A 25,414-nucleotide genomic window follows, 5' to 3' on the forward strand; every position below is an offset into this window, starting at 1 on the left:
ACAGCTTGGTGTTACACCGGAATGGCGTTCAACTCCCGTGTCTGCGCGTTCCCTTGACACTGACGTTTCAGGAGTTTTACGTTCCTTGGCACTTGAGAGCGCTCTCGAACGCGCTTCTCGCCCCCCATGATCGAGGTGCTGCCCGTGCAAGCCTCCCTCTCCAGACTCGCTTCCCGAACCGGCGCCAGACCCGGAGCCAGGTCCGTGGCGGCCACGCTCCTGGCCGTCGCCCTGGCCGCCGTCACCCTGGGCCCCGCCGCCTCCCCCGCGGCCGCCGCCACCATCCCCGCCGGCGCCGGCAGCTACACCGACTCCCGCCCCGCCGGCACGTCGGGACCGACCACGAACACCGGTGCGCCCGTCACCCCCAAGCTCACCGCCGCCGCACGGAACAAGCCGGTCCCGACCAACGACTGGTGGACCTCCCTCGCCTATCAGCGCTACGGCGACAACCCGTACTCCACCCCCATGTACGGCCACCCCCTCACCTACCAGGCCAAGGCGTCCGGCCTGGAGGTCGGCTATCCGACCACGCCCGCGATCGTCGGGGACGGCCGGCAGTACGAGTACGCCCACAAGGCCGACCTCACCGTGGGCCTGAGCGGCCTGAACTCCCCGGACACCAAGGCCGACGACTGGTCCGACTGGACGGTCACCCCCTACTGGGCGGACGGCTCCCGCACTTTCCGGGCCACCATCGGGCACGGCATGCCGTTCGTGTACGCCAAGGGCTCCGGCGGCGACGCCCGCATCACGACCGCCTCCACGCCCACCGTCTTCGCCGACAACGGCAACGTTGTCGGCATCACGGTCGCCGGCCACCACTACGCCCTGTTCGCCCCGACCGGCGCGGACTGGAACATCTCCGGCACCACGATCACCGCCGGGCTCGCGGGCAAGGACTACTTCTCGCTCGCCGTGCTGCCCTCCACGGACGCGCTCGCGACCTACCGCAAGTACGCGTACAGCTTCGTCACCGGCTCCCAGGTGGCCTGGCAGACCACCGGAGGCAACGTACGGGCGACCTACACCCTGGCCACCGAGGCCAAGGAGGGCACGGAGCGCGGCACGCTCCAGGCCCTCTACCGCCACCAGTGGCTGCACACCACCGACGCGCTGACCCCGTACACGTACGTATCGCCGCGCGGCACGATGAAGGTGCGCGAGTCCGCCTCCTTCACCACCAGCCAGAAGAACAACGGCGTGGTGCCCGCCCTCCCCGCGACCAGCGGCGTCGACCGGGCCCGGCTGACCGGCTATCTCAACGAGGTCGCGAACGCCTCCGACCCCTTCTCCGGGGCGCGTGACACCTACTGGACCGGCAAGGCGCTCGGCAAGCTGGCCCAACTGGTGCCCGTGGCCGACCAGATCGGCCAGACCGCCGTCCGCGACAAGCTCCTCGGCCTGATGAAGGGCCGGCTTCAGGAGTGGTTCACGGCGGGCGGGGCCAGCGAGTTCAGCTACGACAAGGACTGGAAGACCCTCACCGGCTACCCGGCCTCCTACGGCAGCGACACCGAGCTCAACGACCACCACTTCCACTACAGTTACTACGTCTACGCGGCGGCGATCATCGCCCAGTACGACGCCTCCTGGGCGGCCGACTCGGCCTGGGGCACGATGATCAAGCACCTGATCCGCGACACCGCCAACCCCAGCCGCACCGACTCCGCCTACCCCTTCCTGCGCGGCTTCGACGTGTACGCGGGCCACAGCTGGGCCTCCGGTCACCAGGGCTTCGCCGCAGGCAACAACCAGGAGTCGTCGTCGGAGTCCATCAACCTCAGCGCGGGGCTCGTCCTGTGGGGCGCGGCCACCGGTGACAACGCCCTGCGGGACCTGGGGAGTTACCTGCTGACGACGGAGTCCGAGGCGATCACCCAGTACTGGTTCGACGCGAGCGAGCAGGTCTTCCCCGCCTCGTACAAGTACGGCACGGTCGGCATGGTCTGGGGCAGCGGCGCCTCCTACTCCACCTGGTGGACGGCGAACCCGGAGGAGATCCACGGCATCAACGTCCTTCCGGTGACCGGCGGTTCACTGCACCTGGCACGCGAGAAGGCGGCCATCAAGCGGAACATCGCCGAGATGGAGCGCGAGAACGGCGGACCGGCCCAGGAGTGGCGCGATCTGCTGTGGGAGTTCGAGGCGCTGTCCGATCCGGCGTCCGCGAAGGTCAAGTGGGATGGCGTGAACGGGAATTACACCCCGGAGGAGGGTGAGTCCAAGGCCCATACGTACCACTGGATCTCCACCCTCGACACGCTCGGGGCACCCGATATGACGGTGACGGGCGACCTCCCCACCTCCGCCGTCTTCTCCAAGAACGGCACCCGCACCTACACCGCCCACAACCACGGCTCCACCGCCCGTACGGTGACCTTCTCGGACGGCAAGACCCTGTCCGTACCGGCCCGTTCGACGGCCACGAGCACCGGTCCCGGCGGCTCGGACCCGGACCCCGACCCGGACCCGGGCAACCCGTCCACCGGCAACACCTTCCGCCTCAAGTCCGGCGGCGTCCTCACCACCGCCACCACCGACCCGGCGGGCGCGGACACCATCGCCTCGGCCGACGGGGTGAACCGGGACGGCACTCCGTACCGCCCGACCGTCTACGAGGTGAAGAAGGTCAACGGCAAGGTCTCCGCCGGGGCCGCCACCGCGTTCCGCCTCCGGGTGGACGCGGGCGCCAAGGTCGGGCTCGCCCCGCAGGTCCGGGTCAGCTACGACCTGACCGGCGACGGCACGTTCGACCGCACCGAGACCTTCCGCTACTTCGCCACCGACCCGGTCAACGGGTGGGAGGAGTACACGCAGGCGGTCGGCACGCGGGCCGTCACCGGCAGCCTGGGCGAACTGAAGGCCGGCACGGTCCGGCTGGAGATCTGGAACGCGCTCGGCAACGGCACGTCCCAGGTGCAGACGGGCACGGACGCGGCGGTGCTGAGGATCCCGTACGTGTAGGCGCAAGCGACTGATGTACGGGCACGATCGGTGCGGCGGGTCTCCGGCTCCTCAGGGCGGAGGCCCGCCGTACGCATGGACCGGAAGCCTGGTGACGGGGGCCCGCCGTACCCATGGACCGGAATGTCTTGCGCCAGGGCCCGCCGTGCTCATGGGCCGGAATGTCTTGCGCCGGGGCCCGCCGTGCTCATGGACCGGAGTGTCTTGTGCCGGGGCGCGCCGTGTTCGTACGCTCGTGCGCGCTCGGGGCTTACGCCGACGCGCGCCGTACCAGCGTCGTCGGCGTGATCACCGAGTCCGGGGCCGGGCCGTTTCCCGTACGGTCCCGGTCCAGGCCGCGCAGCAGCAGCCGGGCCATCAGCCGCCCCTGGCCCTCGATGTCCTGCTTCACCGTGGTCAGCGGCGGGTCGGTCGCCTCGGCCACCGAGTCCATGTCGTCGAACCCGACGAGCGCCACCCGCTCCGGCACGGCCACCCCGCGCTCCCGCAGCACCCGCAGCGCACCCGACGCCATCAGGTCGTTCGCCACGAACACCGCGTCCAGGTCGGGCCGCCGCTCCAGAAGCCCCGCCATCGCCCGCGCCCCGCTCTCCACGGTGAACGCCCCCTCGGCGACGAGCGTCGGGTCCACGTCCAGCAGCACGTCCCGGTAGCCGTCGAGCCGGTCCATCGCGGAGGTCTGGTCGGGCGGCCCGCCGATGTGCGCGATCCGCTCCCGCCCGAGGTCCCGCAGATACTGCACGGCCACCCGTGCCCCGCCCCGATTGTCGGCGTCCACATACGGAACGGCCTGGTCACCGGGGTCGGCGGTCCAGCTGGGCCGGCCTCCGTACACCGTGGGGATGCCCGCCCGCCGGGTGATCGCGGGCAGCGGGTCGTCCGTGTGCAGCGAGAAGGCGAGGGCCCCGTCGACGTGCCCGCCGGAGAGATAGCGCGCGATCCGGTCGAAGTCGCCGGGCCCCTCCACCAGCAGCAGGACGAGCTGGGTGTCGTGGGCGGTCAGCTCCTTGCTGATGCCCCGGATCTGCTGGGAGAAGAAGGGGTCCGAGAAGAACCGCGTCTCCGGCTCCGCGATGACCACGGCCACCGCGCCGGTCCGCCGGGTCACCAGGGTCCTGGCCGCGTGGTTGGGGATGTAGCCGAGCTCGTCGACCGCCTGGCGCACCTTGTCGACCAGCGGCTTGCGGACCCCGTCGCCCCCGTTGACGACCCGCGAGGCGGTGGCCCGGGAGACCCCCGCGCGCGCCGCGACGGCTTCCAGGGTGGGCCGGGACCCGGGGGACTGCTCGGGCAAGGCGGTCGCTCCTCGTCGACGGGGGCGGCGACACGCGGGGTGGTGCGCGGGCATGCGGAGCCGCCGGATCGCCTACAGCCTAGCGCCGGGCCGGGGTTATGGCCTGAGAGCGCTCCCAGCGAGCTGTCGGACCGGGGCCGGGTCGCCTCGGGCGGCCCGCGGATCCGACCGTACGTGCGGGTTGGCGGAACTGCGCCTCTTCCGGGGCCGCTACGCGTTGGACACGCTGGGTACGCATGTCCCTACACAGAGTGGAAGGTGTGCAGCATGGAAGCGACAGAGCGGCGCAGGGCGGCGGCGGACAGGATGCGGGCGGCGGAGGGCGCGGTGGCACGGCTGAAGGAAGAGCTTGCCGGGCGCGGCGTGACGCTGCCTTCGCTGCGGGTCGATCCCGTGTCGAGCGCGGGCAACGAGCCGACGCCGCTGATCGACCTGGGCCGCTGCAACATCGACACCGCGCTGCGGCTGTGCGAGGTGCTGGCGGAGAAGGAGAGCGGTCATGACGGGTGAGGGACCTGAGCCCTGGACGTCCGAGCCGGGTGCGGCCGGGCCGGGGCCGTTCGCGGTGGACGGGCGGGACGGGAGGGTCGGCCGGGTGATGGGCCGGGCCGGCGAGGAGGTGCGCCTGCGGCCGCCGGGCGGGGGGCCGGAGTGGGCCTGCCCGGCGGCGCTGGTGCGGCCGGCCCCGCCGGGCCTGGTGCTGCGGGCCCGGGTGACCGAGATCAACCGGGAGGGGCAGTTGCCGCGTTGAGGGCGCCGCGGAGGGGGCTCGGCCGGGGTGGCGGGGCACGCGTGAGGCGGCGGGGCCGACCCCTCCTCGGGGTCGGGCCCGCCGCCGTTCAGGGGCGTACGCTCGCCGCGTGACGCGGGCGCATGTTCACCGCGTGACGCGGGCACACGCCGATCTGTGGTTCATCGGTGCGGTCATACGCATACGGTGGTGCGGTTGTACGGCGGTGGTGCGGTGACGGTGCGGCGGTGGTGCATCGGTTCAGATGACGCGGAACGCCATGTAGTACGCGGACAGTTGTGCGTGGTAGCCCGGGTCCTCGGTCTGGCTGTGGCGGTCGAACTCCGGCGAGTCCTTCACCTGCTCCTTGGTGAGGTCCACGTACACCTTCCGGTCCTTCGGGTCGATGCGCGTGACCGTGCCCGCCGGGAGCAGGATGTCCTTGCCGAAGACCCACACCCCGGTGTCGACGAGCAGGTAGGAGGAACCTGCCTCGTCGGAGTGCTTGTCGACCTTGCCGATGCTGCCGTCGGTCGCCTCCACCGTGTATCCGATGAGATCGGCGCCCGCCGTATGACCGCTCGACGGCTGGTAGCCCCACAGGGAGTCGCTCATTGTGGCCCCTTTCGCGAAGGTCAATTCAGCTCATTCGTACGGCTCAGCTCATTCGTGCGGCGGATCGTCGACGAATTCACCGACGACTCCGCTGAACTCCGTGTGCCCGGGCCCCTCCGCTCTACACATGGCCTGTGTCAAGGCTCGGCAAAGCGGGTCGGCACAACGGGGCGGGGGCCGGGCATCAGCCCGGCCCCCGCCCCGTTATCACTGGTCAGCGCTGTTTACCAGCGGTACCACCGGCTGCGTCGGCCGCCACTTGCGGCGGGCCGGGCGAAGAACCCCACGAGCCAGATCACCAGGACGATCACGGCAATCCACCAGAGAGCCTTGAGTGCGAAACCGGCGCCGAAGAGAATCAGGGCGAGCAGAAGAACGAGAAGCAGGGGAACCATGATTATCAACCTCCGGAAAACCAGGTTCCCGGCATCCCTTTCCCTACACACGGCGAACACCGGTGATTTTCATTCTTCCCTCACACGGCGAAAGCGCCCGGTGGGGGAGGGTGTGGGAAGTCCGGGGGCGGGCAGGCTGCGTTCGTCATGGTATGCGCCTTTTGGGGCCGGGTGCCGAGCGAGGTCCGTCCCGTCACGGGGCCGGATGGGATGAGGAGTCATCGTGGTTGACGTCAGGCGTTCGTTCACCGTCGCGTGTCCGCTCGACCGGGTGGTGGCGTATCTCGCGGACTTCTCGCAGGCCGAGGAGTGGGACCCGGGGACGCGGGAGTGCACCCGGACGGACGGGCCGGCCGACGCTCCCGTCGCCCAGGGGGCCAGGTGGCACAACGTGTCCGAGTTCCGGGGGCGGCGCACCGAGCTCGCGTACCGGCTGGATGTGAAGGAGCCGGACCGGCTGGTCTTCGTCGGGACGAACAAGACGGCCGCCTCCACCGACGACCTCACGTTCCGGGCCGAGGGCGACGGTGCGACGAGGATCACGTACCACGCGCACATCCGCTTCAAGGGCCTCGCCCGCCTCGCGGATCCCTTCCTGCGCAAGGAGTTCGAGCGCCTGGGCGACGAGATCACCCGCACCATGCCGCGCGCGGTGCTCGCCCACTGCGGGGACGGCGCGCCCTGAGCCGGGTGCGGGCGGGGGCCGGATGGTAGGAAGGCGCGAGCGGGGCGGCGGCGTACGGCTGGACGGAGAAGAAGACGGTGTCCGACGATGTACGGGGATGGCTCTCCCCGAAAGCGGTGGCGGCCGAAGCCGGGGTGAGCGAGGAGTTCGACCTCTCCCAGTGCGTGCGGGAGCCGATCCACCTGCTCGGCGGCGTCCAGTCGTACGGGGCGCTGGTCGCCGCCCGGCTGGAGGACTCCGTGGTGGACACGGTGAGCCGGAACGCGGGCGAGGTGCTCGGCCGGGCGGCCGAGGAGCTGGTGGGGCGGCCGGTCGCGGAGCTGATCGGCGACGAGCAGTGGGCGCTGGCGCGGGAGAGCACGGAAGCCGTGCCGGGCGTCCCCGGGGGCGGGCCCGCCTCCTCGGGGGTGCTGTCCCTCTCGCTGGAGCGGGACGGGCTGGCCCGGCTCTTCGACGTGAGCGTCCACCGGGTCGCGGAACTGCTGGTGCTGGAGTTCGAACCACGGGCCGCGGACGGCCCGTTCGTGTTCCAGAACTTCTATCCCCGGGTGCGGCGCGCCCTGCACCGGCTCCAGGGCGCGGCCGACGTCACCGAGTGCTGTGCGGCGGCGGTGCGGGAGGTCCAGGCGCTCACCGGCTACGACCGGGTGGTGGCGTACCGGTTCGACGGCCCGGACGGGCCCGGGCAGGTGATCGCGGAGGCGCGTACCGAGGGGCGGGAGCCGTGGCTGGACCTGTGGTTCCCGGCCAGTGACATCCCGCCGCAGGCCCGCCGCCTCTACGCCCGCAACTGGATCCGGGTCATCGGTGACGTGGACGACCGGACGGTGGGGCTGCTGCCCGAGCGCCGGGAGGGGACGGACGAGCCGCTGGACCTGTCGGGGTCGGTGCTGCGGACCGTCTCCGGCTACCACCTGGAGTACCTGCGCAACATCGGCGTCGCCTCGTCGATGTCCGTATCGCTCATGCACGACGGCGAGTTGTGGGGGCTGATCGCCTGCCACGGCGACGAGCCCAGGCGGCTGACCCCCGAAGTGCGGGCGGCCTGCGAGTTCTTCGGGATCGCGCTGTCCCTGCAACTGACGGCCGTCGCCGAGCGCGAGCAGGCCGACGAGCTGTCCGGCTACCGCAGGGCGCTCGCCACCCTGCTGGCCCGGCTCTCCTCCCGCGCGCCGGACGCGCTGCTGCGGCCCGACTCCGGAATAGTCGAACTCCTCGACGCTGACGGGGCGGTGCTCCTGCGCGGTACGGAGAGGCCGGCGACGGGCGACCCGCTCCCGGCGGGTCTGCCGGACCTGCTGGAGCGGCTCGCGGGCCGCAGTCCGGTGGGCGAGGTGTGGAGCAGCGACCGGGTGCCGGAGGCGCTCGGCCTCGACCCGGCGGACGCGGAGGGGCTGCCGGCCGGTCTTCTCTTCCTTCCCCTCAACCGTGAGGGGGACGTGCTGGCGTGGTGGCGGCGAGAACTTCCCGCGCCCCGGGAGTGGGCCGCCGATCCGGCGCGCCCGGTGCGTACGGGGCCGGGCGGCGAGCGGCTGACCCCGCGCGGTTCGTCGGCCGTGCACCGGGCGACCGTACGCGGGCGGAGCAAGCCGTGGAGCCCGGCGCAGCGAGTGGTCGCCGGGGAGCTGTGGCGGGAGCTGTCGGGTCTGCTGAGCCGCCAGATGGCGGCGCTGGAGGCGCGGAACACGGAGCTCGCCCGGACCAACGAGGACCTGGACTCCTTCGCGCACGCGGCGGCCCACGACCTGAAGGAGCCGTTGCGGGGCATCTCGAACGCGGCCGCGTTCATCGTCGAGGACGCCGGCGCCGTACTGGACGACACCTCGCTGCGCCGGCTGACCACGGTGCGCCGGCTCGCGGAGCGCATGGACGGGCTGCTGGACTCGCTGCTCCACTTCTCCCGCCTCGGCCAAGTGGGCCTGGAGCGCAGGCTGTTGTCGCTGGACGAGGTGCTGGACGACGCGCTGGTCGTCGCCGGGGAACGGCTGGCCGAACAGGGGGTCACGCTGGTGCGCCCGGCGGCTCTGCCCCGGGTGCTCGCGGACCGGGAGCGGCTGCTGGAAGTGCTGGAGAACCTGCTCGTCAACGCGGCGAAGTACGCGGCGGACCCGGCGGTCGAGCGCGCGGGCGAGCGGCGGGTGTGGGTGGAAGCGGTGTCGGTGGTTCCGCCCGGCGGCGGGAACGGCGGGGAGGCCGGGGGCGGTTCCCCGGAGAGTGCGGCGGTGACGGCTGTCGTCGTACGGGACAACGGCATCGGGATTCCGGCCGGGCAGCAGGAGGAGGTCCTCCAGCTGTTCCGGCGGCTGCACCGGCGCGACGAGCGGGGCGGCGGCTCCGGCGTCGGCCTCGCCGTGGTGAAGCGCATCGTGGAACGCCACGGGGGCCGGCTATGGCTGGAGAGTCCGGCCGCCGCGCCGGACGGGGGTCCGGTGCCGGGCGGCGGGCCGGGGACGGCGGTGTGGTTCACGCTGGGCGGGGCGGCGGAGGGGATGGGCGAGGGCTAGGGCGTGTCCGGCGGATCAGGACCGGACCGGCCGTGCCAGGCGTCGCGGACCCGGTCAAGATCCGCCGGACAGGCCCCAAGGGTGCGGTCGACCCGGGGCGGCGGCCCGTCAGACGGGCCGCTCGGGGGCCCGTCCGGCCCCGGCCTTCTGCGCCATCCAGAAGTCCACCGCGCCCTGGAGGACCGTCTGGAACAGCTCGAAGTTGACGGGCTTGTAGATGTAGCTGTCCGCGCCCGCCGCGTAGCAGGCGTCCTCCTCCGCCGAGGAGGTGGACGAGGTGAAGACCACCACGGTCAGGGACGCGCACACCTCGTGGCCGCGCAGCTCCGCCAGGAGGCTCAGGCCGCTCATGCCCGGCATGTTGAGGTCGAGGAGCACCAGGTCCGGCGTACGGGCGGCGGGGTCGAGGAGGCGAGGCACGACGACGTCGCTGCGCGGGGCGAACTCCACGTCCAGGGTGGGGTGGGAGCGTGACAGGGCGCGCTGGATGGCCTCCGTGTCCTCCTCCGAGTCCTCCACGACCAGGATCAGTCCGTCGCCGTTCATCGGGATCCCGCCTGTTCGCCGGTCCGGGTGTTCATCGCAGTGCCGCCTGTTCGAGCCGGAGGTGGGGGGAGAGCGGCCCCGCGCCGGGCGTGACGCCGGTCCAGCGGGCCACGAGCAGGGCGATGTCGTCCTGACCGGAGGCGCGGAACGTCTGGGCCTGCTGGGCGAGGCTCTCCGCGATGTGCGCGGCGTCGAAGCCGCGCAGGGCTGCGAGCCGCCCGGGCAGGACGCTCTCGAAGAAGGCGCCGCCCGCCTCCCGTGACTCCGTCAGCCCGTCCGTGAACAGCACCAGGGTGTCGCCCGGAGCGATCCGTTCCGTGTGGCTCTCGTACGAGACGTCGTCGAGGACGCCGAGGAGGAGCCCGCCGGAGATCACTTCGGAGACCGTGCCGTCGCCGCGGAGCACCAGCGGCGGAGGGTGCCCCGCGCTGCACGTGCTGAGCAGCGCCGTGCCGTCCGGCTGGGGCGTCAGCGTCGTGACGACCGCGGTGAGGAAGCGGCTCGCCCGCTCCTGGCGCAGGGCCCGGTTGAGCCGGCTCAGCGCCGTGCCGGCGTCGGTGCCCTCCTCCAGGAGGGTGCGCAGGGTGTGGCGGGCCAGGCCGGTGAGGGCCGCCGCCTCCGCGCCGCGCCCGCAGACGTCGCCGATCAGCAGGGCCATGCTGCCGTCCGGTCGCGGTACGGCGTCGTAGAAGTCGCCGCCCACGTCGAGCATGGGGTCGCCGACCGCGTAACTCGCGGACAGGTCCCACTGGTCGGTGACCGGGAGCTGCGAGGGCAGCAGGTGCTCCTGGAGGGAGAGGACGGCGTTGCGGCGGAGCTCGTAGAGGAGGGCGTTGTCGATGGCGAGGGCGGCCCGGGTGGCGAGACTGCGGAGGAAGGCGCTGTCCGGCAGCCGGTCCACGGGTCGCTGGTAGACGAAGGTGATGCTGCCGACCACGCGGTCCCGGGCGCGGAGCGGGCTGACGCTGACGACGGTGGGGTGGCGCCCCTCCCTGACCGGACCGCCCACGGCACCGCCCGTACCGGCGGCATCCGCGTCGGCGTCGGCGAAGGGCGAGCCGTCGAGTGCGGCGCCGCTCAGGAAGAGCGTGTCCTCGTCGTCGCCCCGCCGGGCCAGCAACGCGGCCAGCCACGGATTCCCCCGGCCGATCTCCTCCAGCGCGCGCTGCTGCTGGACGGCGACGTGCGTGGCGGCGACGAACTCCGGGCCCTCGCCGCGCAACAGGTGGACGAGAGCGCCGTCCGCGACGGCCGGTACGGCTATCCGGGCCACCCGTCTCAGGGTGTCCTCCACGTCCAGCGACGAGTCCATCTGGAGCGATGCCTCGGCCAGCAGCGCGTCGTCCGCGCCCCGGCGGGCCTCGCGGCCGCGCTGGAGGATGCCGGTGTGGCAGGCGATGATGACGTCCACGGCCTGCGCCAGACGGCTCGCGACGGCCGGTATGTCCGCCGAGGCGTCCACGGCGACGCCGAGCGAGGCCCAGCCCCGGCGGTCGAGCCGGAAGGTGCAGGTCACGACGGAGGCCGCCGGGACCTGCCGCAGGAACTCCGCCTCCGGCCACACCGTGTCGTCGAGACCGGCCACGGGGGACTGGGTCACCACGGGTTCGCCGCCCGGTTCGCGTACGGCCGCTTCCGGCATCGACCGCGTGGTCGCCACGATCACCGGGGTGTCGCTCCCGGCGCTCAGGGCGCGCATGTACCGCAGCACCCGGCTGTCGGCCCACCGGGTGCCCACGACGAGGTGGACCCCCGGGGTGGCCAGGAGCGGCGCGTAGACGTCGTCCGCCAGGGCCGCGACCTCCTCGGCCCGCGAAGCGGCCTGCCAGAGCCGGTGCAGCGCGGTGGACCAGGTGTCGTCGCCCATCTCCCCGCCCTCCGGTGCCGTCCGGTCTCCCGTGTCCGCCGTGTCGTTCGTACTCGGCCAGTATGACCGGCGGTCCGGAATTCATGCCGTGGGAGGAATCACGGCCGTGCGCGGGGGCGGGGCCCGATGGGCGCGCTGTCCTGTGCGCGGCCACTCGTTCGTGGGACGCTGGGGGGAAGCGGCGTACGGCCGTGAAAGCCCCGATCTAGCCTTCTCGCCAAGGCCACGGAAGAAGGGAACCCGCGATGACCGCAGCGTTCGTCGAGAACGGCCACGCACCGGGTGCGCGCGCGTGGGACTACCTGCTGCAGACATGGCGTGAACTGGACGTGCCCGAGGGATGGCGCGCCGAGATCGACGAGGGGCAGATCGTCTTGGTACCACCGCCGCACGTGCACCACAACGGAATCGCGGAGAAGGTGCAGCGATGCCTTTACCGAGGGCTTCCCGAAGGACTCGGGATCTACCAGACGCTCGGCATCCACGTTGCGCCGCTCGACAAGCTGTACGTCCCCGACCTCGTGGTCATGCCGACCGAACTGATCGACTCGGCCGATCCGGGGACCAGCGATCCGATGGACGCTTCGGAGGCGCTGCTCGTCGTCGAGATCACGTCCAAGGGCAACGCGCGGGAGGACCGCACCAAGAAGTACCGCGCGTATGCGCGTGCGGGCGTCCCGATGTACCTCCTGATCGACCGGTTCGACACCCGGGGCCCGATGTCCACGCTGTTCACGGAGCCGAACGAGGACGGTACGTACAAGCACGCGGACGCGGTGCCGTTCGGCAAGCCGCTGGTCCTCCCGGCGCCCTTCGACGTGTCGATCCCGACCGAGGAGTTCCCGGGGGCCGCGGTCTCGTAGCCGCGCCGCTCGCGCCCGGGGCCGCCCCGCCGGCTCACCCCGCCGGTGGCCCCTCCGCCTTCTCCTTGTTCCCGCCGCTCTCCCCGCTCCGCTCCGCGATGTACCCGTCCATGCTCGCGCTCAGGTCGGTGAGCAGCGCCTCGAAGCCGGCCAGCACCTCGGGCGGGTGCCCGGCCATGACGGCGTCCAGGCGTACGCCCAGCGGGCGGAAGAACTCGTCCGCGCGCTCCTGGACGTACGCGCTGCTGCGCAGGGTGATGACCCGCCGGTCGGTGTGTTCCCGGCTGCGGATGACGTGCCCGGCCTGTTCCAGCCGGTTGAGCAGGGCGGTCGTCGCGCTCGGGGAGAGGAGGATCCGCTCGCTGAGGCGGGCCGGCGACAGCGGAGCGCCCCGTTCCTCCGCCGCGGCGACCTCCAGCAGGGCGACCGCGTCCGTGGAGTGCAGGCCCAGCCAGTCGGCGAAAAGGCGGCTCAGCTCGGTGAAGTGGCCGCCGTAGGCCCGTAGCCCTTCGACCAGCCGTTCCCGCTGCTCCGCGACACCGGCGTGCGCCGCTCTCGCCTCGGCCGCCCCGCCGTGCGCCGCTCTCGCCTCGGCCGCGACATCGCCGTGTGCCGGTTCCTCCTCGGGCGCACGACTGCGCGCCGGTTCCTCCTCGGCCAACGCCAACGCCACCCTTCCTCCGGGCCCGGCTCCCCGCGCCCCTCTCCTGTGTGCGGCCGCGCCTGCGGCCTTTGACAACCTATCGCCCTCAGCTTACTTTCTTCATGGAACTATTCCATGATGGAAGGACTTGTTGTGCGTGAACCGTCCGCCACCCGCCGGTGGCTCGGTCTGATCGCGATCGCGCTGGGGGTGGCGCTGATCGTGGTCGACACCACGATCGTGAACGTGATCGTTCCCTCGGTCATCGAGGACCTGGACGCCACCTCCGCCCAGGCGCAGTGGATCCAGGAGTCGTACGCGATCGTCTTCGCGGCGCTGCTCCTGCTCACCGGCCGGCTGGCCGACATCTTCGGCGCCCGCCGGATCTTCCTCGGCGGTGTCGTCGTCTTCGGACTGACCAGCGTGCTCGCCGGGCTCGCCCCCAACAGCGGGCTGCTCATCCTGGCCCGCTTCCTCCAGGGCGCCGGAGCGGCGATGCTGCTGCCGACCTCGCTGTCCCTGCTGAAGGCGACCTTCACCGGCAAGGCGCGCGGCCAGGCGTTCGCCGTGTGGGGCTCGACCATCGGCGCGGCCGCCGCGCTGGGCCCGCTGCTGGGCGGCTGGCTCGCCGAGCACGTCTCCTGGCGCTGGGCCTTCGGCATCAACGTGCCGCTGTCCGTGCTGGTCGGGGCCGGTGTGCTGCTGTACATGGCCCCCTCGCCCCGGACCCGGGGCCGTATCGACGTGCCGGGCGCTCTGCTGTCCGTGGCCGGTCTCGGGCTGCTCGCGTTCGGCCTGGTCGAGGGGCGTACGTACGGCTGGATCGCCACCGTGCGCCCGCTGGAGGTCCTCGGCCTCACCTGGTCCGGTGGGCCCTCGCCCGTGCTGGTCGCCCTGGTGCTCTCGGCCGCCTGCCTGTACGCGTTCGTACGCCGGCAGATCGCCCTCAGCCGCAGCGGCGGCGGCGACACGGAGCGGGTGCTGATGGACGTGAGCCTGTTCTCCATCGCGTCGTTCCGGAGCGGCAACATCGCCACGCTGATCATCGGCATCGGTGAGTTCGGCGTCGTCGCGATCCTGCCGCTGTGGTTGCAGTTCACCCTTGGCTACAGCGCCCTCCAGGCCGGTCTGGCCCTTGTGCCCGTGGCCATCGGCTCCTTCGTGGCCAGCGGCGCGAGCTTCGGCATGGCCGCCAGGGTCGCCCCGCTCGGCCAGCTGCGCGTCGGGCTCGCGCTGGAGGTCGTCGGGCTCGCCGGGATCGGGCTGATCGCCGCCCCGGACAGCTCCTGGTGGTCCGTCTCCCTGGTGCTCTTCCTGTACGGGATCGGCGTCGGCTTCGCGACCGCCCAGGTCACCAACGTCGTCCTCAACGACGTCCCCGAAGCCCGCTCCGGACAGGCGTCCGGGGTCCAGAGCGCGTTCCGCCAGCTCGGCTCGGCCCTCGGCATCGCGGCCCTGACCACGGTGTTCTTCACGACGCTCAGCACCCGGCTGAACGACCGGCTCACCGGCGGCGGCCTGCCCGCGGGCGAGGCGGACCGGCTCACCGGGGCCGTCACCGACAGCGCGGGGGCGGCGATCGGCCCTCTGGCGGCGAACCCGCAGACGGCCTCCGTCGCGGACGCGGCCCGTGCGGCGATGACGGACGGGGTCGTGCTCGGCGGTTATGTCGCCGCCGGGTTCGTCCTGCTGGGGCTCATCGCCTCGCTCCTCATCCCGTCCACTCCGGTGGGGGACATCCCGTCCACTCCGGTGGGGGACGCGGCGGCCTCCGACTCCGCGCCGGAGGGGGAGCCGGTGCCGCGGTGACGGGCCGGCCGCCGCCTGCCGGGGGCCTACTCCGCCGCCGGCCGCGTCACCACCTTGATGTTGAAGGTGTGGGAGTTCACCCCGCCCGCGATCCCCATGAACAGGAACGCGAAGTGCTCCTGGCCGCGTGCGGTGGTGATGCCGCCGATGTCCAGCTGGGAGGAGGCCGGCCAGCCGAGGTCCGTGAGGAGGCGGCCGGTGGTCCGCTTGGCCTCGGCGTCGTCGCCGGAGAGGAAGACCGTGCCCGGTTCGGTGAGGTCGCCCGGGGCGGTCATCGTGGTGGAGTCCATCGTGCAGAGCGTCTTGACGACAGGGGTCAGCGGGAAGGCTTCCTGGATCAGTTCGCCCAGGCTGCTGTTGGGGTGGGTGAGCTCGGTGAAGTCGTCGGAGAGGCCGACGCCCACGTCGATCAGCAGGATCCCGGCCAGCGCCGGGGCCCCGATGGAACGCAGCAGCTCCACGGAAACGCCTCCCGGGGTGGCGTTGACCAGGACTTCCGCGTGTGCGGCCGTCTCGTCGAGGCCCGCCACGGGGAGGCCGAGGTCGGTGCGCTCCTTCGGGTGCCGCGACCCGAGGAGGACGTCATGTCCTGCGGCGCGCCAGCCGTGGGCCAGGGCGCGGGCGACATTTCCGGTACCGAGTAGTCCTATACGCATGGGGCGACGCTAACCAGCGGGGCCGGTGGGGCGCATCGGGCGGGAGGCGGGGGTGGGCCGGGACTTGAGGCGTAGTCCTGCACGTCCTGCGGTCGGCCGAGGCGCGTGCGATGTCCTGCGGTCGGCCGACCGTGCGTGTGCGATGGCCTGTGGTCGGTCGACCGTGCGTGTGCGATGGCCTGCGGTCGGCCGACGTGCGAGGTTCTGCGGTCGGCCGACGTGCGCTTGCGGGTGGGGGCAGGCCGTCAGACCCCCGCCGGGGCCTTCGCCGGGGAGTCGGGGTCCGGGCCGCCGGGGGCGTCCGGGGCCGTCGCGGAATGCGGGCCGCCCGTCGCGGTGACCGTGGAGGGGGCCGGTTCCCGGGAGACGTTGAACTCGGTCAGCAGGTCCTGGCTGAAGCCGAAGAAGTACGTGGCCAGGAAGCCCGCCACGTACCCGACGAGCAGGCCGGCCCCGTAGATCGCGATCGTCGAGCCCAGGCCGTGGTTGCCGTCCAGGAGCGGGAACAGGGCCCAGCCGGAGGGGCCGATGGCGGTCGAGCCGACCGTGTCGCCGAGCTGGTGGAACAGGCCGACGAAGCCGCCGCCGAACGCCCCGCCCACGCACGCCGTGACGAACGGGCGGCCGAGGGGGAGCGAGACGCCGTAGATCAGGGGTTCGCCGACGCCCAGCAGGCCCGCCGGGAGCGCGGACTTGATGGTGCGGCGGATCGACTCGTTGCGCGGGAGGCGGAAGTAGACGGCCATCGCCGCGCCCACCTGGCCCGCTCCGGCCATCGCGAGGATCGGCAGCAGGACCGTGAAACCCTGCTGCTCGATGAGGGTGGTGTGGATCGGGATCAGCGCCTGGTGCAGGCCCAGCATCACCAGGGGCAGGAACAGGCCGCCGAGCACGAAGCCCGCGCCCGCACCGCCGTTGGTGAGCAGCCAGTCGGCGAACGTGCCGATCGCGGACGACACCTCGCCCGCCACGTACATCAGGCCGAAGATGGTCGCCAGGCCGGAGATCAGCACCGTCAGGGTCGGGGTGACCAGGACGTCCAGCGCCTCCGGCACCCAGCGGCGGCACCACTTCTCCACGTACACCGCCAGCACCGCGGCCCCCAGCGCGCCGAGCACACCGCCCTGGCCGGGCGCGAGGGTCTGGCCGAAGGCGTCGATGTTCGCGACGCCCGGGAAGACGATGATCGCCGCGACCGCACCGCCCAGGATCGGCGTACCGCCGAACTCCTTGGCCGTGTTGTAGCCCACGAACACCGCGATCAGCGCCATGAACCCGGACGCCATCGCCGCCAGCGCGGGCGTCACGGCGGGCAGCCATCCCAGGTTCACCAGCAGGCCGTTGAGGCCCGCGATGATGCCGCAGCCGATGAGGGCCGGGATCAGCGGCACGAAGATGTTGGCGATGCGGCGCAGGAAGAGCTTGAAGGGCGTGGCGTTCTTCGTCTTCTGCCGCGCCTTGATCGCCGCGCCCTGGGCCGCCAGATCGTCCGCGCTGAGGGGCGTGGCGGCGTCACCCGGTGCCGGTGCCGGTGTCGGTGCGGGCGCGGGTGCCGGTGTCTCGCGGGTCTCCTCCACCAGCCGCTCGAACTCCGGCGTGACCCGCGCGACCGTACCCGGGCCCAGGACGATCTGGTACGTGTCGTCCTCGACCACGCCCATCACGGCGGGCAGGGCCTTCAGCGCCTCGTCGTCGACGAGGGACCGGTCGTGCAGCCCGAGACGGAGCCGGGTCATGCAGTGGGCGATGGAGCTGACGTTCCCCGCGCCGCCGACGAGCGGAAGGATCGCGGCGGCGGTGGCGCGGTTCTTGTCTTCTGTGGCCATGGTGCTGGGTGCCTTGCTGTGCGGGGGGTGTGGTGCCTTCGGTGCCTGTGGTGCGGCGGTGCCGGTCTGTGGTGTCTGTGGTGCCTGTGGTGCTCAGGAGGCGGGGGTGGGCGTGAGCAGCGGGTCAGGTAGGTCAGGGCGTGCGTACCGCTGTGAGCGCCGCGCGCAGGTGGCCGTCCGACTCCGCCAGGCGGGTGGCGGCGGTGGGGGCGTCGACCTGGCCGAGAACGACCAGGATCGCGTTCTTGACCTCGCCGTCCGTGGCGGCGAGCGCGGCCTCGATCTCGGCGTCGGACGCGCCGGTGGCCAGGGAGACGATGTGCCGCGAGCGGGCCCGCAGCTTCTCGTTGGACGCGCGGACGTCGACCATGAGATTCCCGTACGTCTTGCCGAGCCGGATCATCGTGATCGTCGAGATCATGTTGAGGACGAGCTTTTGCGCCGTGCCCGCCTTCAGCCGGGTCGAGCCGGTGAGCAGCTCGGGGCCGACGACGATCTCCAGGCCGTGTTCGGCGGCGGCGGCGAGCGCCGAGCCCGCGTTGCAGGAGAGGCCGATGGTCAGGGCCCCCTGCGCGCGGGCGTGCTCGACCGCGCCGATCGCGTACGGCGTACGGCCGGAGGCGGAGATGCCGACCACCGTGTCGTCGGCGCTCAGCTTCAGCGCGTCCAGGTCGGCCGCCGCCAGCTCCTTGCTGTCCTCGGCCCCCTCGACGGCCTTCACCATGGCGGACGGGCCGCCCGCGATCAGGCCGACGACCTCCGAGGGGTCGGTGTTGAAGGTGGGCGGGCACTCGCTGGCGTCCAGCACCCCGAGGCGGCCCGCGGTGCCCGCGCCCGCGTAGATCAGCCGGCCGCCCCGGGCCATGCGCTCGGCGGTGGCGTCGATCGCGGCGGCGATCTGCGGCAGGCGTTCGGCGACGGCGGTGGGGACGGTGGCGTCCTCGCCGTTCATGATCCGCGCGATCTCCGGTGTGGACAGCCGGTCGATCTCGGCGAGCTCGGGGCGGAACGCCTCGGTGGTGAGCGTGGCCAGCTGGGCGCGGAGCTCGCCGTAGCCCTCGGGGGAGGCGGGGGTGTCGGGGGTGGCCGTGCCGGACGGGTCGGTGTCCGCGTCGGTGGTGGAGGTCATGGCGGGCGGCTCTGCTTTCTCGGTGTCGTACGCGTACGGGTGGTGCGTGGCCCGTTTCGGGGCCGGGCGGGTCAGCGGGCGCGCGGGCTGTGGCGGTGGGCGAGTGCCTCGTAGGAGGCGGCGAGGGCGGGCGCGGCCGTCTCGTACGTGCGCTGGGCGACGCCTATGAACAGGCAGTCCACGACCAGGAGCTGGCTCGTCCGGCTCGACATGGCGGCGGGGCGGAGCTCGCTCTCGCGGGCGGTGGACGTGGTGAGCACGTGGTCCGCGTACTGCGAGACGGGTCCGTCGGGCCGCCCGGTGATCGCGACGGTCGTCGCCCCGTGGTCGAACGCGACCCGCAGCGGCTCGATGACGTCGCCGGTCGAGCCCGAGTGCGTGATGGCTATCGCCACGTCACCGGCGCGCAGCTGCACGGCGTTGGTCACCGCGAGGTGCGGGTCGGTGTGGGCGTGGGCTATCAGGCCGATGCGGAGCAGCTTCTGCGCCAGGTCCTGGCCGACCAGGGAGGAGGCCCCCACGCCGTAGACGTCGATGCGGCGGGCGGTCGACGCCGCGGCGACGGCGGCGGCCAGCTGCGCGGTGTCCAGCCCGGCGGCGGTGTCCGCCAGGGTCTGCTGCTCGTCGTAGGCGAGCTTGGCGACGACGTCGGCGATCGGGTCGTCCACCGCGATGTCGGCGGTCACGGCGGGCGACCGCCCGGACTCCTGGTGCGCGGCGAGCCCGGCGAGGGCGAGGCGCAGATCGCGGTAGCCCGGGTAGCCGAGGAGCCGTGCGGTGCGGACCACGGTCGCCTCACTGGTGCCGGTGAGCGCGGCGAGACCGGTGACGGTGAGGGCGGCGCAACCGGCCGGGTCGCCCGCGACGGCTTCGGCGACCAGCTGCATCGAGCGGGTCATGGAGGGCGCGAGCGTCCGCACCTTGGCGGCGAGGGCCGCGGGGGCGGGCGGGGAGTCGCCGCTGAAAATTTCCTTCACGTCTTGGGTCACATCTGAAAGATATTTTCAACCCGGGGTGTCGTCAACCCCTCCCCCTCCCTCCCCGGGTTCCCGTCCCCTCACGACCGGCTCAGGTCTTCTTGAACTTCTCCGCCGCGTTGTAGATGTCCGGCTGGGCCTTGTCGAGAAGCGTCTCGTTCGGCAGCATGATCTGCACCCGCAGCAGGTCCTTCAGGAGGAAGCGGACCAGCTCCGCCGGGGCCATGCCCTTCATCCGCTCCGCCAGTTCCGCGTTGATCCCCTCGATCCTCATGATCTCGACCACGGCCCGCTGGGCGAGGCCCTTGACGATGTCCGAGCCGACGAGCACGTTGCTGTGCAGGAGTTCCGGATACTTCACCGCCCGGTCGGCCGGGCCGTAGACCATGCGGTGCTGCGTGTCCGTCACCGCGTCCTGCCTGCTGCGCACCCTGCTCTGCCGCTCGCCGGAGTCCTCGACGTCCTGGAACGCCATGACCGAAGCCATGAGCTGTTCCTCGTCGGGGAACGCGCGGTCGAACTTGCGGACGTCGAGGGTCTTCGCCGAGTCCTTCTGCTCCCGGGTCGCGAGGAAGGACTCGGTCTCGGCGGGGCGTTCGGGATGCGCCTTGAGCGTGGGGTACTCGCGCTGGGCGAAGTCGCTGAGCATCGCCCAGCCCTCGGTCTCCATCACGGTGTCGGAGACCTTCAGGGCGATGCGCGCGGAGTCCTTCGACGGGTCATCGGGCTTGGCGAAGCGGGCGTCGCGGATCGGGGATCCCGCCGGTTCGAGGAAGAAGAAGGTGAACCCGTGGTTGGCGAGGGCGACGGTGTCGTAGGTGGACGTGTTGTTGTGCGCGTCGGGGTCGGCCTTGTCGAGTTCCGTTTTCGACTTCAGGCTGTTGCCGCCCCGCACCATCGCCTGGTAGTTCTCCGCGGTCGTGTAGTGCGTGAGGATGCCGTCGCGCAGTTCGCTCTCCAGGGCGCTGGTCACGGTCGTCACCCATGCGTCGTCGGCACGGCCCCCGATCTCGCGGGACAGGTCACCGCGGTTCAGCTCGGACAGCTCACGGAAGTAGCCGTATCCCTTCATGCCGAACACGTCGGTCCGCTCCGTGAACTCCGCGTCGTTCCACAGGGCTCCCTCATCGGTCATCGTGTCGTACGGCGGCCTGGCCGGGTCGGGGAGGCCGCTGTCCCGCGCGACCTGCTCGCCCAGGGTGGCGAGCTCCTGCCGGACCACGTCACCGGCCCGGTCCAGGTAGGTCTGCTCCTCCTGCGTGATGGCCGGGGTATCCGAGAGCTCGTAGATGGCCATCTGCACCTCCATGAGCGGCCCCATGCACGTGGCGGGGTCGCGGACGGAGGACGCGTCGTACGCCTCCAGCCTGCGCTGGATGTCCGCGACGGGGGAGGGTTTCGACTTCTTGAACATCGACGCGATCCCCGTCTTCGGCGGGGGCGGCGTGACCTGGCCGGCCAGCTTCTCCTGGCCCTTGCGCTGGATGGCCGGTGCGCCGGTGGCGGTTCCTGCCGTGGCCGTGGCCGTGGCCGTGGCGGCGGCGGTGCCCGTGCCGGCGGTGCTGGTGGCGGCCTGGGGCCGGCCGGTGGGCGTGGGCTCCGCGTTCCCGGTCTCCTCGGCGCGCTGTACCGGGCGGCGCATGACCGCCGTCGCCGTGGCCTCCGCCTCGCGTTCGAAGCGGTCGGACGGGTCGGAGACCCGCATGCCGTCCCCGTGATCGGTGCCGGCCACCGGGCCCCGGCGCTGCTGGACGACGTGCGTCAGCTCATGGGCCAGGGTGTGCGGGTCGTCGCCGCCCTTGCCGATCACGACGTGGTGCCCGGAGGTGTAGGCGCGGGCGCCGATCTCCGTCGCGGACGCCTGCGCGGCGGTGCCCGTGTGCAACCGTACGTCCGAGAAGTCCGCGCCGAGCCGCGCCTCCATGTCCGCCCGCACCGGTGTCGCCAGGGGCCGCCCGGGCGACCGGAGCACATCGTGGACGGCGGAGCGCTGGACGGCCTCCCCGCCGGCCTCCCCGCCGGCCTCGCCGTGGCCGCAGCCGTCGTCGTGCCGGTGCCGGGTCTCCTCCAGCAGGCGCGCCACGGCCGCGTTGCCCACCGACCGCTGAAGGTCGGGGATCCGGCCCGGGGGGAGGGTCTGCGCCCCCGGGCCCGCCTGGGCGGACGCGAGTGCCGGCGCCGCCGCCGGTGGCCTGGAGGAAGGGCGTGCGTCGGTACGCCCTCGGGCCCGGCCTTCATCACTGGCTGGTTCATGCGTGCGCAAGGCGTACCTCTCCCGATCGTCTCCTACCGTTCAACTCATACGCGAGCGGCGGCCGCGGCGGCAGGGGGCGGCGGCCCGGGACGGAGGCACACCCGATGGCCGGGGGAGGCAGGCCGGGGGCGACCTCGGGGGCAGTGGGCGGCGCGGGCGCACAATGGGGGCATGGAGCTGAACCCCCTGGAGCAGGCACTGCACACCGCCCGCGCGCTGGTCATGGCCGATCTCGCCGCGGGCGACGTCGCCGAGGCCGATGTCGTCTCGCTCGTCGAGGACGCCGTGACGCACCGCCGGTGGTGGGTGGAGCAGTGGCCCGAGGGAGCGGAGTTCGTCGCCGGGCTGATCGCCCAGGACGTGCAGGACGCGCTGCTGGAGCGGTACGGGCGGTGGCCGCTGTGCCCCGCGTGCGACGGGGAGGAGCCGCACGCGCTGGACGTCGAGCCGGAGCTCGGGCCCGACCCGCACTGGGTGTGCGTCAAGGCGGCCGTGGCCGTCGCGCCGGTGGGTGCGCTGGGCGGGGTACCGCGGCGGTGACGGTCTACATCGACCCGCCCACCTGGCCCGGCCACGGCCGCCTCTGGTCGCACCTGGTCAGCGACGTCTCCTTCGAGGAGCTGCACGCCTTCGCCGCCGCGATCGGCTGCCCGCCGCGCGCCTTCGAGCGCGACCACTACGACGTACCGGAGGCGCGGTACGCGGACGCGGTACGGGCCGGGGCGCGGGAGATCGGCTCGAAGGAGCTGGTCCGCCGCCTCACCGCCGCCGGTCTCCGCCGGCCGAAGGGGCGACCGGCCCCGGGGTAGGGGGCGTTACCCGGCGGGGCTGTCCGAGGCGCTCGTGCTCCTCGCCCCGGTCGCGCTGTCCGAATCGCACGTGGCCTTCGCCCGGCGGCGCTGTCCGAATCGCACGTGGCCTTCGCCCGGCGGCGCTGTCCGAACCGCACGTGGCCTTCGCCCCGGCGGCGCTTTCCGCCCCGGACGCGCCCTACGACCTGGTCGCGCTGTCCGACCCGGTCGCGATCCTCGCCCCGGTCGTGCTCTTCGCGATCAGCCGCGACCGCGACCGAGGCCCGGTGCCGCCGCCGTTGCCGCCGCTGTCTCCGGCGCGCTGGAAGTGCAGCGACACCGCCACGGCCGCCAGGGCCAGGACCGTCATCGCCGCGCCCGCCCACGCCGTGGACGCGAAGCCGAAGTCCGCGTCGATCACCGTGCCGCCCAGCCACGGGCCGCTCGTGTTGCCCAGGTTGAACGCGGCGGTCGTCGTCGCACCGGCCAGCGTCGGGGCCGCGCCCGCCACGTTGAACATCCGGGCGTTGAGCGCGGGGGCCGTGAAGAACGCCGACAGGCCCAGCAGGAACGCCAGCGCGACGACCGCGACCTGGCTGGAGGCGAACAGGGCCAGCGCGACCAGGAACACCGTGGAGGCCGTGATGCCGCTCAGCAGCACCCCGAACAGATGGGCGTCCGCGACCCGGCCGCCGATCGTCGTACCGATCAGCGCGCCGACGCCGAAGAGCCCGAGGATCCACGGCACCCAGCCCGAATCCAGTCCCGCCACGTCCGTCAGCAGCGGCGCCAGATAGCTGAAGGCGCAGAACACCCCGCCCGCCGCGAGCGCGGTGATCACGATCGCCAGCCAGACCTGCCGGTCCCGGTAGATCGCCAGCTCCCGCTTGAGCTCCGGTTTCCTCTCCGGCAGCGGGATGTGCGGGATACGGGTCACGACCCCCACCAGCGCCACCGCCGACGCCGCGCCCACCGCCCAGAACGCCGACCGCCAGCCGAGGTGCTCGCCCAGGAAGGCCCCCATCGGCACGCCCAGCACATTGGCGATGGACAGGCCGCCGATCATCACGGCCATCGCCCGCGCCCGCTGGTTCACCGGGACCATCGCGATGGCCACCGCGGCCCCGACCGCCCAGAACCCCGCGCAGGCGAGCGCGCTCACCACGCGGGAGACGAAGAGCACCTCGTACGTCGGCGCCAGCGCGCCCGCGATCTGTCCGAGCCCGAAGACCGAGATCAGCGCGATCAGGGTCGTCCGGCGCGGCAGCCGCAGGGTGGCCACGGCGAGCAGCGGAGCGCCGACCACCATGCCGATCGCGAAGGCGGATATGAGGAGGCCGGCCTGCGGGATCGAGACGTTCATGTCGTCGGCGATGGGCGGCAGCAGGCCCGACAGCATGAACTCACTGGTGCCGAGAGCGAAGACCGAGAGGCCGAGGATGTATACGGCCAGCGGCATGGGTGTGCGGCGGCCGGAGGTGGAGTCGGGCATGACACCTCGCAACACCGGCGAACGGTTCCGCATTCCCCGCGCCGCCGGCCCGGGCCCCCGGGGCCGGTCAGACGGGCAGGGCGTGCAGCTTCTCGCCGTGCAGAGCGAAGACGCGCTTGCCGTCGGTGGCCACCAGCCAGGCGTGGTGGTCGCTCGACCCGTCGTTGAACGTCCAGCGCAGGGCCCCCGTCCTCGTGTCGATGGCGTGGACGCCGCCCTTCTCGTCCAGGTCGGTGGCCCCGTAGAGCACGCCCCCGACCCTGACGAACTGCCGGGGCGCCTGGGCGCCCGCGTCCTTGAGGGCCGTGGACTGCCAGATCTTCTTTCCGGTCCGCGGGTCGAGGGCCCAGAGCGTCCGGCCGCTGTCCGCGATGTGGAGGACACCGTCCAGGACGGCCGGCTCCCGGAAGGCGGTGAACTCCTCGGCCTGTACGGACCACTTCTCGGACCCGTCCGCCAGGGCGAAGGACTGGAGCCGCTGCCCCTGCGGGACGATCACCAGGTCCTCGTGGATCGCGAAGGGGCCGTAACTCGTCTTCGTCGTCTTCTGCGTCCACACCTGCCGGCCGGTGGCGGTGTCGCGCACCGTGAGGTTCTTCTTGAAGTCCGTGTAGACGAGATAGCGGCCCTGGACGGCGGCGTGGACGCCGTTCTGCTGGGTGCCCAGGTCGCGTTGTTCCTTCCAGACGAGCTTGCCCGTGCCGCTGTTCAGCGCGGCGATCACGTTGGTGCGGGACGAGTTGTCGGCCTCCAGGACCTCGGCGATGACGTACACCTGCTTCCCGTCCACCGCGATCGGCCTCGGCTGCCGGTACTCCTTGCCGAGGTGGCTGCGCCAGGTCTCCTTGCCGGAGGCCGGGGCGTACCCGATGACGGCGCCGTCGTACGTGTCGCTGGCCAGGTACAGGGTGTCGTCGCCGTTGCCGAGCAGCAGCGGGGCTCCGGGGACCGCGCCGCCCGGCAGCGACCACCGCTCCTCGCCGGTCGCCCCGTCGAGCGCGGCCAGCGGGGCGCCGCTGGCGATCACCGCACCGGCCACGGCCACCAGCTCGTCGTTGTCCCCGTACGTCTGTGCCGAAGTCGTTCTCGACCACAGCGGCGCGGGGGCCTCGCCGTCCTTCGGGGCCTTGGGCGAAGCGGTGCGCGGCGGCGGGATGCTGCCTTCGCCGCCGGTCTCGTGCGGGTCCTCGCAGCCGGTCGACCCGGCTCCGAGCGCCGCCAACGTGAGCCCACCGCCGGCCAGTCGCAGTATTCGCCGCCGTGAAGACCTGCCGACCGCCGTGCCGTATCCCGCGGATCCCTTGGACATCCTGCCGCCCCCCATGGAATGAGTCAGAGTGTGTGCAACTGCGATGCCAGACGGTAGCCGCC

Annotated in this window: 22 protein-coding genes; 9 read left to right on the forward strand and 13 right to left on the reverse strand. The window is 72.4% G+C overall.

What is annotated here, in order from left to right; translation table 11 throughout:
* Window positions 1–126: 126 nt before the first annotated feature.
* Window positions 127–2,967, forward strand: coding sequence for a glycosyl hydrolase (locus tag ACLJPL_RS06520; protein ID WP_411079722.1), 2,841 nt, complete (start codon window positions 127–129; stop codon window positions 2,965–2,967).
* A 250-nt stretch (window positions 2,968–3,217) separates the two neighbouring features.
* On the opposite strand, the gene ACLJPL_RS06525 is transcribed toward ACLJPL_RS06520, so the two are convergent.
* On the reverse strand, window positions 3,218–4,261 hold the full coding sequence (locus ACLJPL_RS06525; protein ID WP_411079723.1) for a LacI family DNA-binding transcriptional regulator: 1,044 nt from the start codon (window positions 4,259–4,261) through the stop codon (window positions 3,218–3,220).
* Between the two features lie 267 nt (window positions 4,262–4,528).
* Between ACLJPL_RS06525 and ACLJPL_RS06530 the strand changes: the two genes are divergently transcribed.
* Both ACLJPL_RS06530 and ACLJPL_RS06535 read left to right on the forward strand, forming a co-directional pair.
* Window positions 4,529–4,771 carry a hypothetical protein gene (locus tag ACLJPL_RS06530; RefSeq protein ID WP_411079724.1) on the forward strand — a complete coding sequence of 81 codons (243 nt, stop codon included), beginning with the start codon at window positions 4,529–4,531 and terminating at the stop codon, window positions 4,769–4,771.
* Entirely contained in the window at window positions 4,761–5,012 is a 252-nt protein-coding gene (locus ACLJPL_RS06535) for a hypothetical protein (RefSeq protein ID WP_411079725.1), read from the forward strand. Before ACLJPL_RS06530 ends, ACLJPL_RS06535 begins: the two co-directional genes overlap by 11 nt.
* Window positions 5,013–5,252: 240 nt before the next feature.
* On the opposite strand, the gene ACLJPL_RS06540 is transcribed toward ACLJPL_RS06535, so the two are convergent.
* Both ACLJPL_RS06540 and ACLJPL_RS06545 read right to left on the reverse strand, forming a co-directional pair.
* On the reverse strand, window positions 5,253–5,606 hold the full coding sequence (locus ACLJPL_RS06540) for a PRC-barrel domain-containing protein (RefSeq protein ID WP_411079726.1): 354 nt from the start codon (window positions 5,604–5,606) through the stop codon (window positions 5,253–5,255).
* A gap of 224 nt (window positions 5,607–5,830) precedes the next feature.
* Window positions 5,831–6,001 carry a DUF5670 family protein gene (locus ACLJPL_RS06545; protein WP_411079727.1) on the reverse strand — a complete coding sequence of 57 codons (171 nt, stop codon included), beginning with the start codon at window positions 5,999–6,001 and terminating at the stop codon, window positions 5,831–5,833.
* 223 nt (window positions 6,002–6,224) lie between these two features.
* On the opposite strand from ACLJPL_RS06545, the gene ACLJPL_RS06550 reads away from it, so the two are divergent.
* On the forward strand, window positions 6,225–6,686 hold the full coding sequence (locus ACLJPL_RS06550; protein ID WP_411079728.1) for an SRPBCC family protein: 462 nt from the start codon (window positions 6,225–6,227) through the stop codon (window positions 6,684–6,686).
* 77 nt (window positions 6,687–6,763) lie between these two features.
* Window positions 6,764–9,190, forward strand: a complete 2,427-nt coding sequence (locus ACLJPL_RS06555) for an ATP-binding protein (protein WP_411079729.1) — start codon at window positions 6,764–6,766, stop codon at window positions 9,188–9,190.
* Between the two features lie 108 nt (window positions 9,191–9,298).
* On the opposite strand, the gene ACLJPL_RS06560 is transcribed toward ACLJPL_RS06555, so the two are convergent.
* Complete coding sequence (locus ACLJPL_RS06560) at window positions 9,299–9,736, reverse strand: response regulator (protein ID WP_411079730.1); 438 nt, start codon at window positions 9,734–9,736, stop codon at window positions 9,299–9,301.
* Window positions 9,737–9,767: 31 nt separating this feature from the next.
* Complete coding sequence (locus tag ACLJPL_RS06565; RefSeq protein ID WP_411079731.1) at window positions 9,768–11,603, reverse strand: PP2C family protein-serine/threonine phosphatase; 1,836 nt, start codon at window positions 11,601–11,603, stop codon at window positions 9,768–9,770.
* Between the two features lie 245 nt (window positions 11,604–11,848).
* Here ACLJPL_RS06565 and ACLJPL_RS06570 point away from each other — a divergent pair, with 245 nt between their 5' ends.
* Window positions 11,849–12,466 carry a Uma2 family endonuclease gene (locus ACLJPL_RS06570; RefSeq protein ID WP_411079732.1) on the forward strand — a complete coding sequence of 206 codons (618 nt, stop codon included), beginning with the start codon at window positions 11,849–11,851 and terminating at the stop codon, window positions 12,464–12,466.
* 34 nt (window positions 12,467–12,500) lie between these two features.
* On the opposite strand, the gene ACLJPL_RS06575 is transcribed toward ACLJPL_RS06570, so the two are convergent.
* Window positions 12,501–13,133 carry a MarR family winged helix-turn-helix transcriptional regulator gene (locus ACLJPL_RS06575; RefSeq protein ID WP_411079733.1) on the reverse strand — a complete coding sequence of 211 codons (633 nt, stop codon included), beginning with the start codon at window positions 13,131–13,133 and terminating at the stop codon, window positions 12,501–12,503.
* A gap of 114 nt (window positions 13,134–13,247) precedes the next feature.
* Between ACLJPL_RS06575 and ACLJPL_RS06580 the strand changes: the two genes are divergently transcribed.
* Window positions 13,248–14,918 (forward strand): DHA2 family efflux MFS transporter permease subunit, encoded by a 1,671-nt coding sequence (locus ACLJPL_RS06580; protein WP_411079734.1) that lies wholly within the window; start codon window positions 13,248–13,250, stop codon window positions 14,916–14,918.
* Between the two features lie 26 nt (window positions 14,919–14,944).
* Here ACLJPL_RS06580 and ACLJPL_RS06585 read toward each other — a convergent pair whose 3' ends face one another.
* The 5 genes from ACLJPL_RS06585 to ACLJPL_RS06605 all read right to left on the reverse strand — a co-directional run bounded on the left by ACLJPL_RS06585 (window position 14,945) and on the right by ACLJPL_RS06605 (window position 21,604).
* Complete coding sequence (locus ACLJPL_RS06585) at window positions 14,945–15,574, reverse strand: NADPH-dependent F420 reductase (RefSeq protein WP_411079735.1); 630 nt, start codon at window positions 15,572–15,574, stop codon at window positions 14,945–14,947.
* A 245-nt stretch (window positions 15,575–15,819) separates the two neighbouring features.
* Window positions 15,820–17,400: a PTS transporter subunit EIIC gene (locus ACLJPL_RS06590; RefSeq protein WP_411079736.1), complete on the reverse strand. Its 1,581-nt coding sequence runs from the start codon at window positions 17,398–17,400 to the stop codon at window positions 15,820–15,822.
* Window positions 17,401–17,533: 133 nt separating this feature from the next.
* Window positions 17,534–18,529, reverse strand: coding sequence for an N-acetylmuramic acid 6-phosphate etherase (murQ, locus tag ACLJPL_RS06595; RefSeq protein WP_411079737.1), 996 nt, complete (start codon window positions 18,527–18,529; stop codon window positions 17,534–17,536).
* Between the two features lie 71 nt (window positions 18,530–18,600).
* Window positions 18,601–19,518, reverse strand: a complete 918-nt coding sequence (locus tag ACLJPL_RS06600; RefSeq protein ID WP_411079738.1) for a MurR/RpiR family transcriptional regulator — start codon at window positions 19,516–19,518, stop codon at window positions 18,601–18,603.
* A 79-nt stretch (window positions 19,519–19,597) separates the two neighbouring features.
* Window positions 19,598–21,604, reverse strand: coding sequence for a DUF4157 domain-containing protein (locus ACLJPL_RS06605; RefSeq protein ID WP_411079739.1), 2,007 nt, complete (start codon window positions 21,602–21,604; stop codon window positions 19,598–19,600).
* 327 nt (window positions 21,605–21,931) lie between these two features.
* Between ACLJPL_RS06605 and ACLJPL_RS06610 the strand changes: the two genes are divergently transcribed.
* Together ACLJPL_RS06610 and ACLJPL_RS06615 are read left to right on the forward strand one after the other, a co-directional pair.
* A complete protein-coding gene (locus ACLJPL_RS06610; protein WP_411079740.1) occupies window positions 21,932–22,300 on the forward strand; it encodes a hypothetical protein in 369 nt (122 codons plus the stop codon).
* Complete coding sequence (locus ACLJPL_RS06615; RefSeq protein ID WP_411079741.1) at window positions 22,297–22,569, forward strand: DUF4031 domain-containing protein; 273 nt, start codon at window positions 22,297–22,299, stop codon at window positions 22,567–22,569. Before ACLJPL_RS06610 ends, ACLJPL_RS06615 begins: the two co-directional genes overlap by 4 nt.
* A 181-nt stretch (window positions 22,570–22,750) precedes the next feature.
* Here the strand turns inward: ACLJPL_RS06615 and ACLJPL_RS06620 are convergent, their stop codons facing one another.
* Both ACLJPL_RS06620 and ACLJPL_RS06625 read right to left on the reverse strand, forming a co-directional pair.
* Entirely contained in the window at window positions 22,751–24,010 is a 1,260-nt protein-coding gene (locus tag ACLJPL_RS06620) for a Cmx/CmrA family chloramphenicol efflux MFS transporter (RefSeq protein ID WP_411080030.1), read from the reverse strand.
* 100 nt (window positions 24,011–24,110) lie between these two features.
* The gene (locus ACLJPL_RS06625) at window positions 24,111–25,352 is read right to left on the reverse strand and encodes a PQQ-binding-like beta-propeller repeat protein (RefSeq protein WP_411079742.1); all 1,242 of its coding nucleotides are present in this window, start codon (window positions 25,350–25,352) and stop codon (window positions 24,111–24,113) included.
* Window positions 25,353–25,414 lie beyond the last annotated feature (62 nt).

This window comes from Streptomyces sp. cmx-18-6 (assembly GCF_046548915.1).
GTDB lineage: Bacteria > Actinomycetota > Actinomycetes > Streptomycetales > Streptomycetaceae > Streptomyces.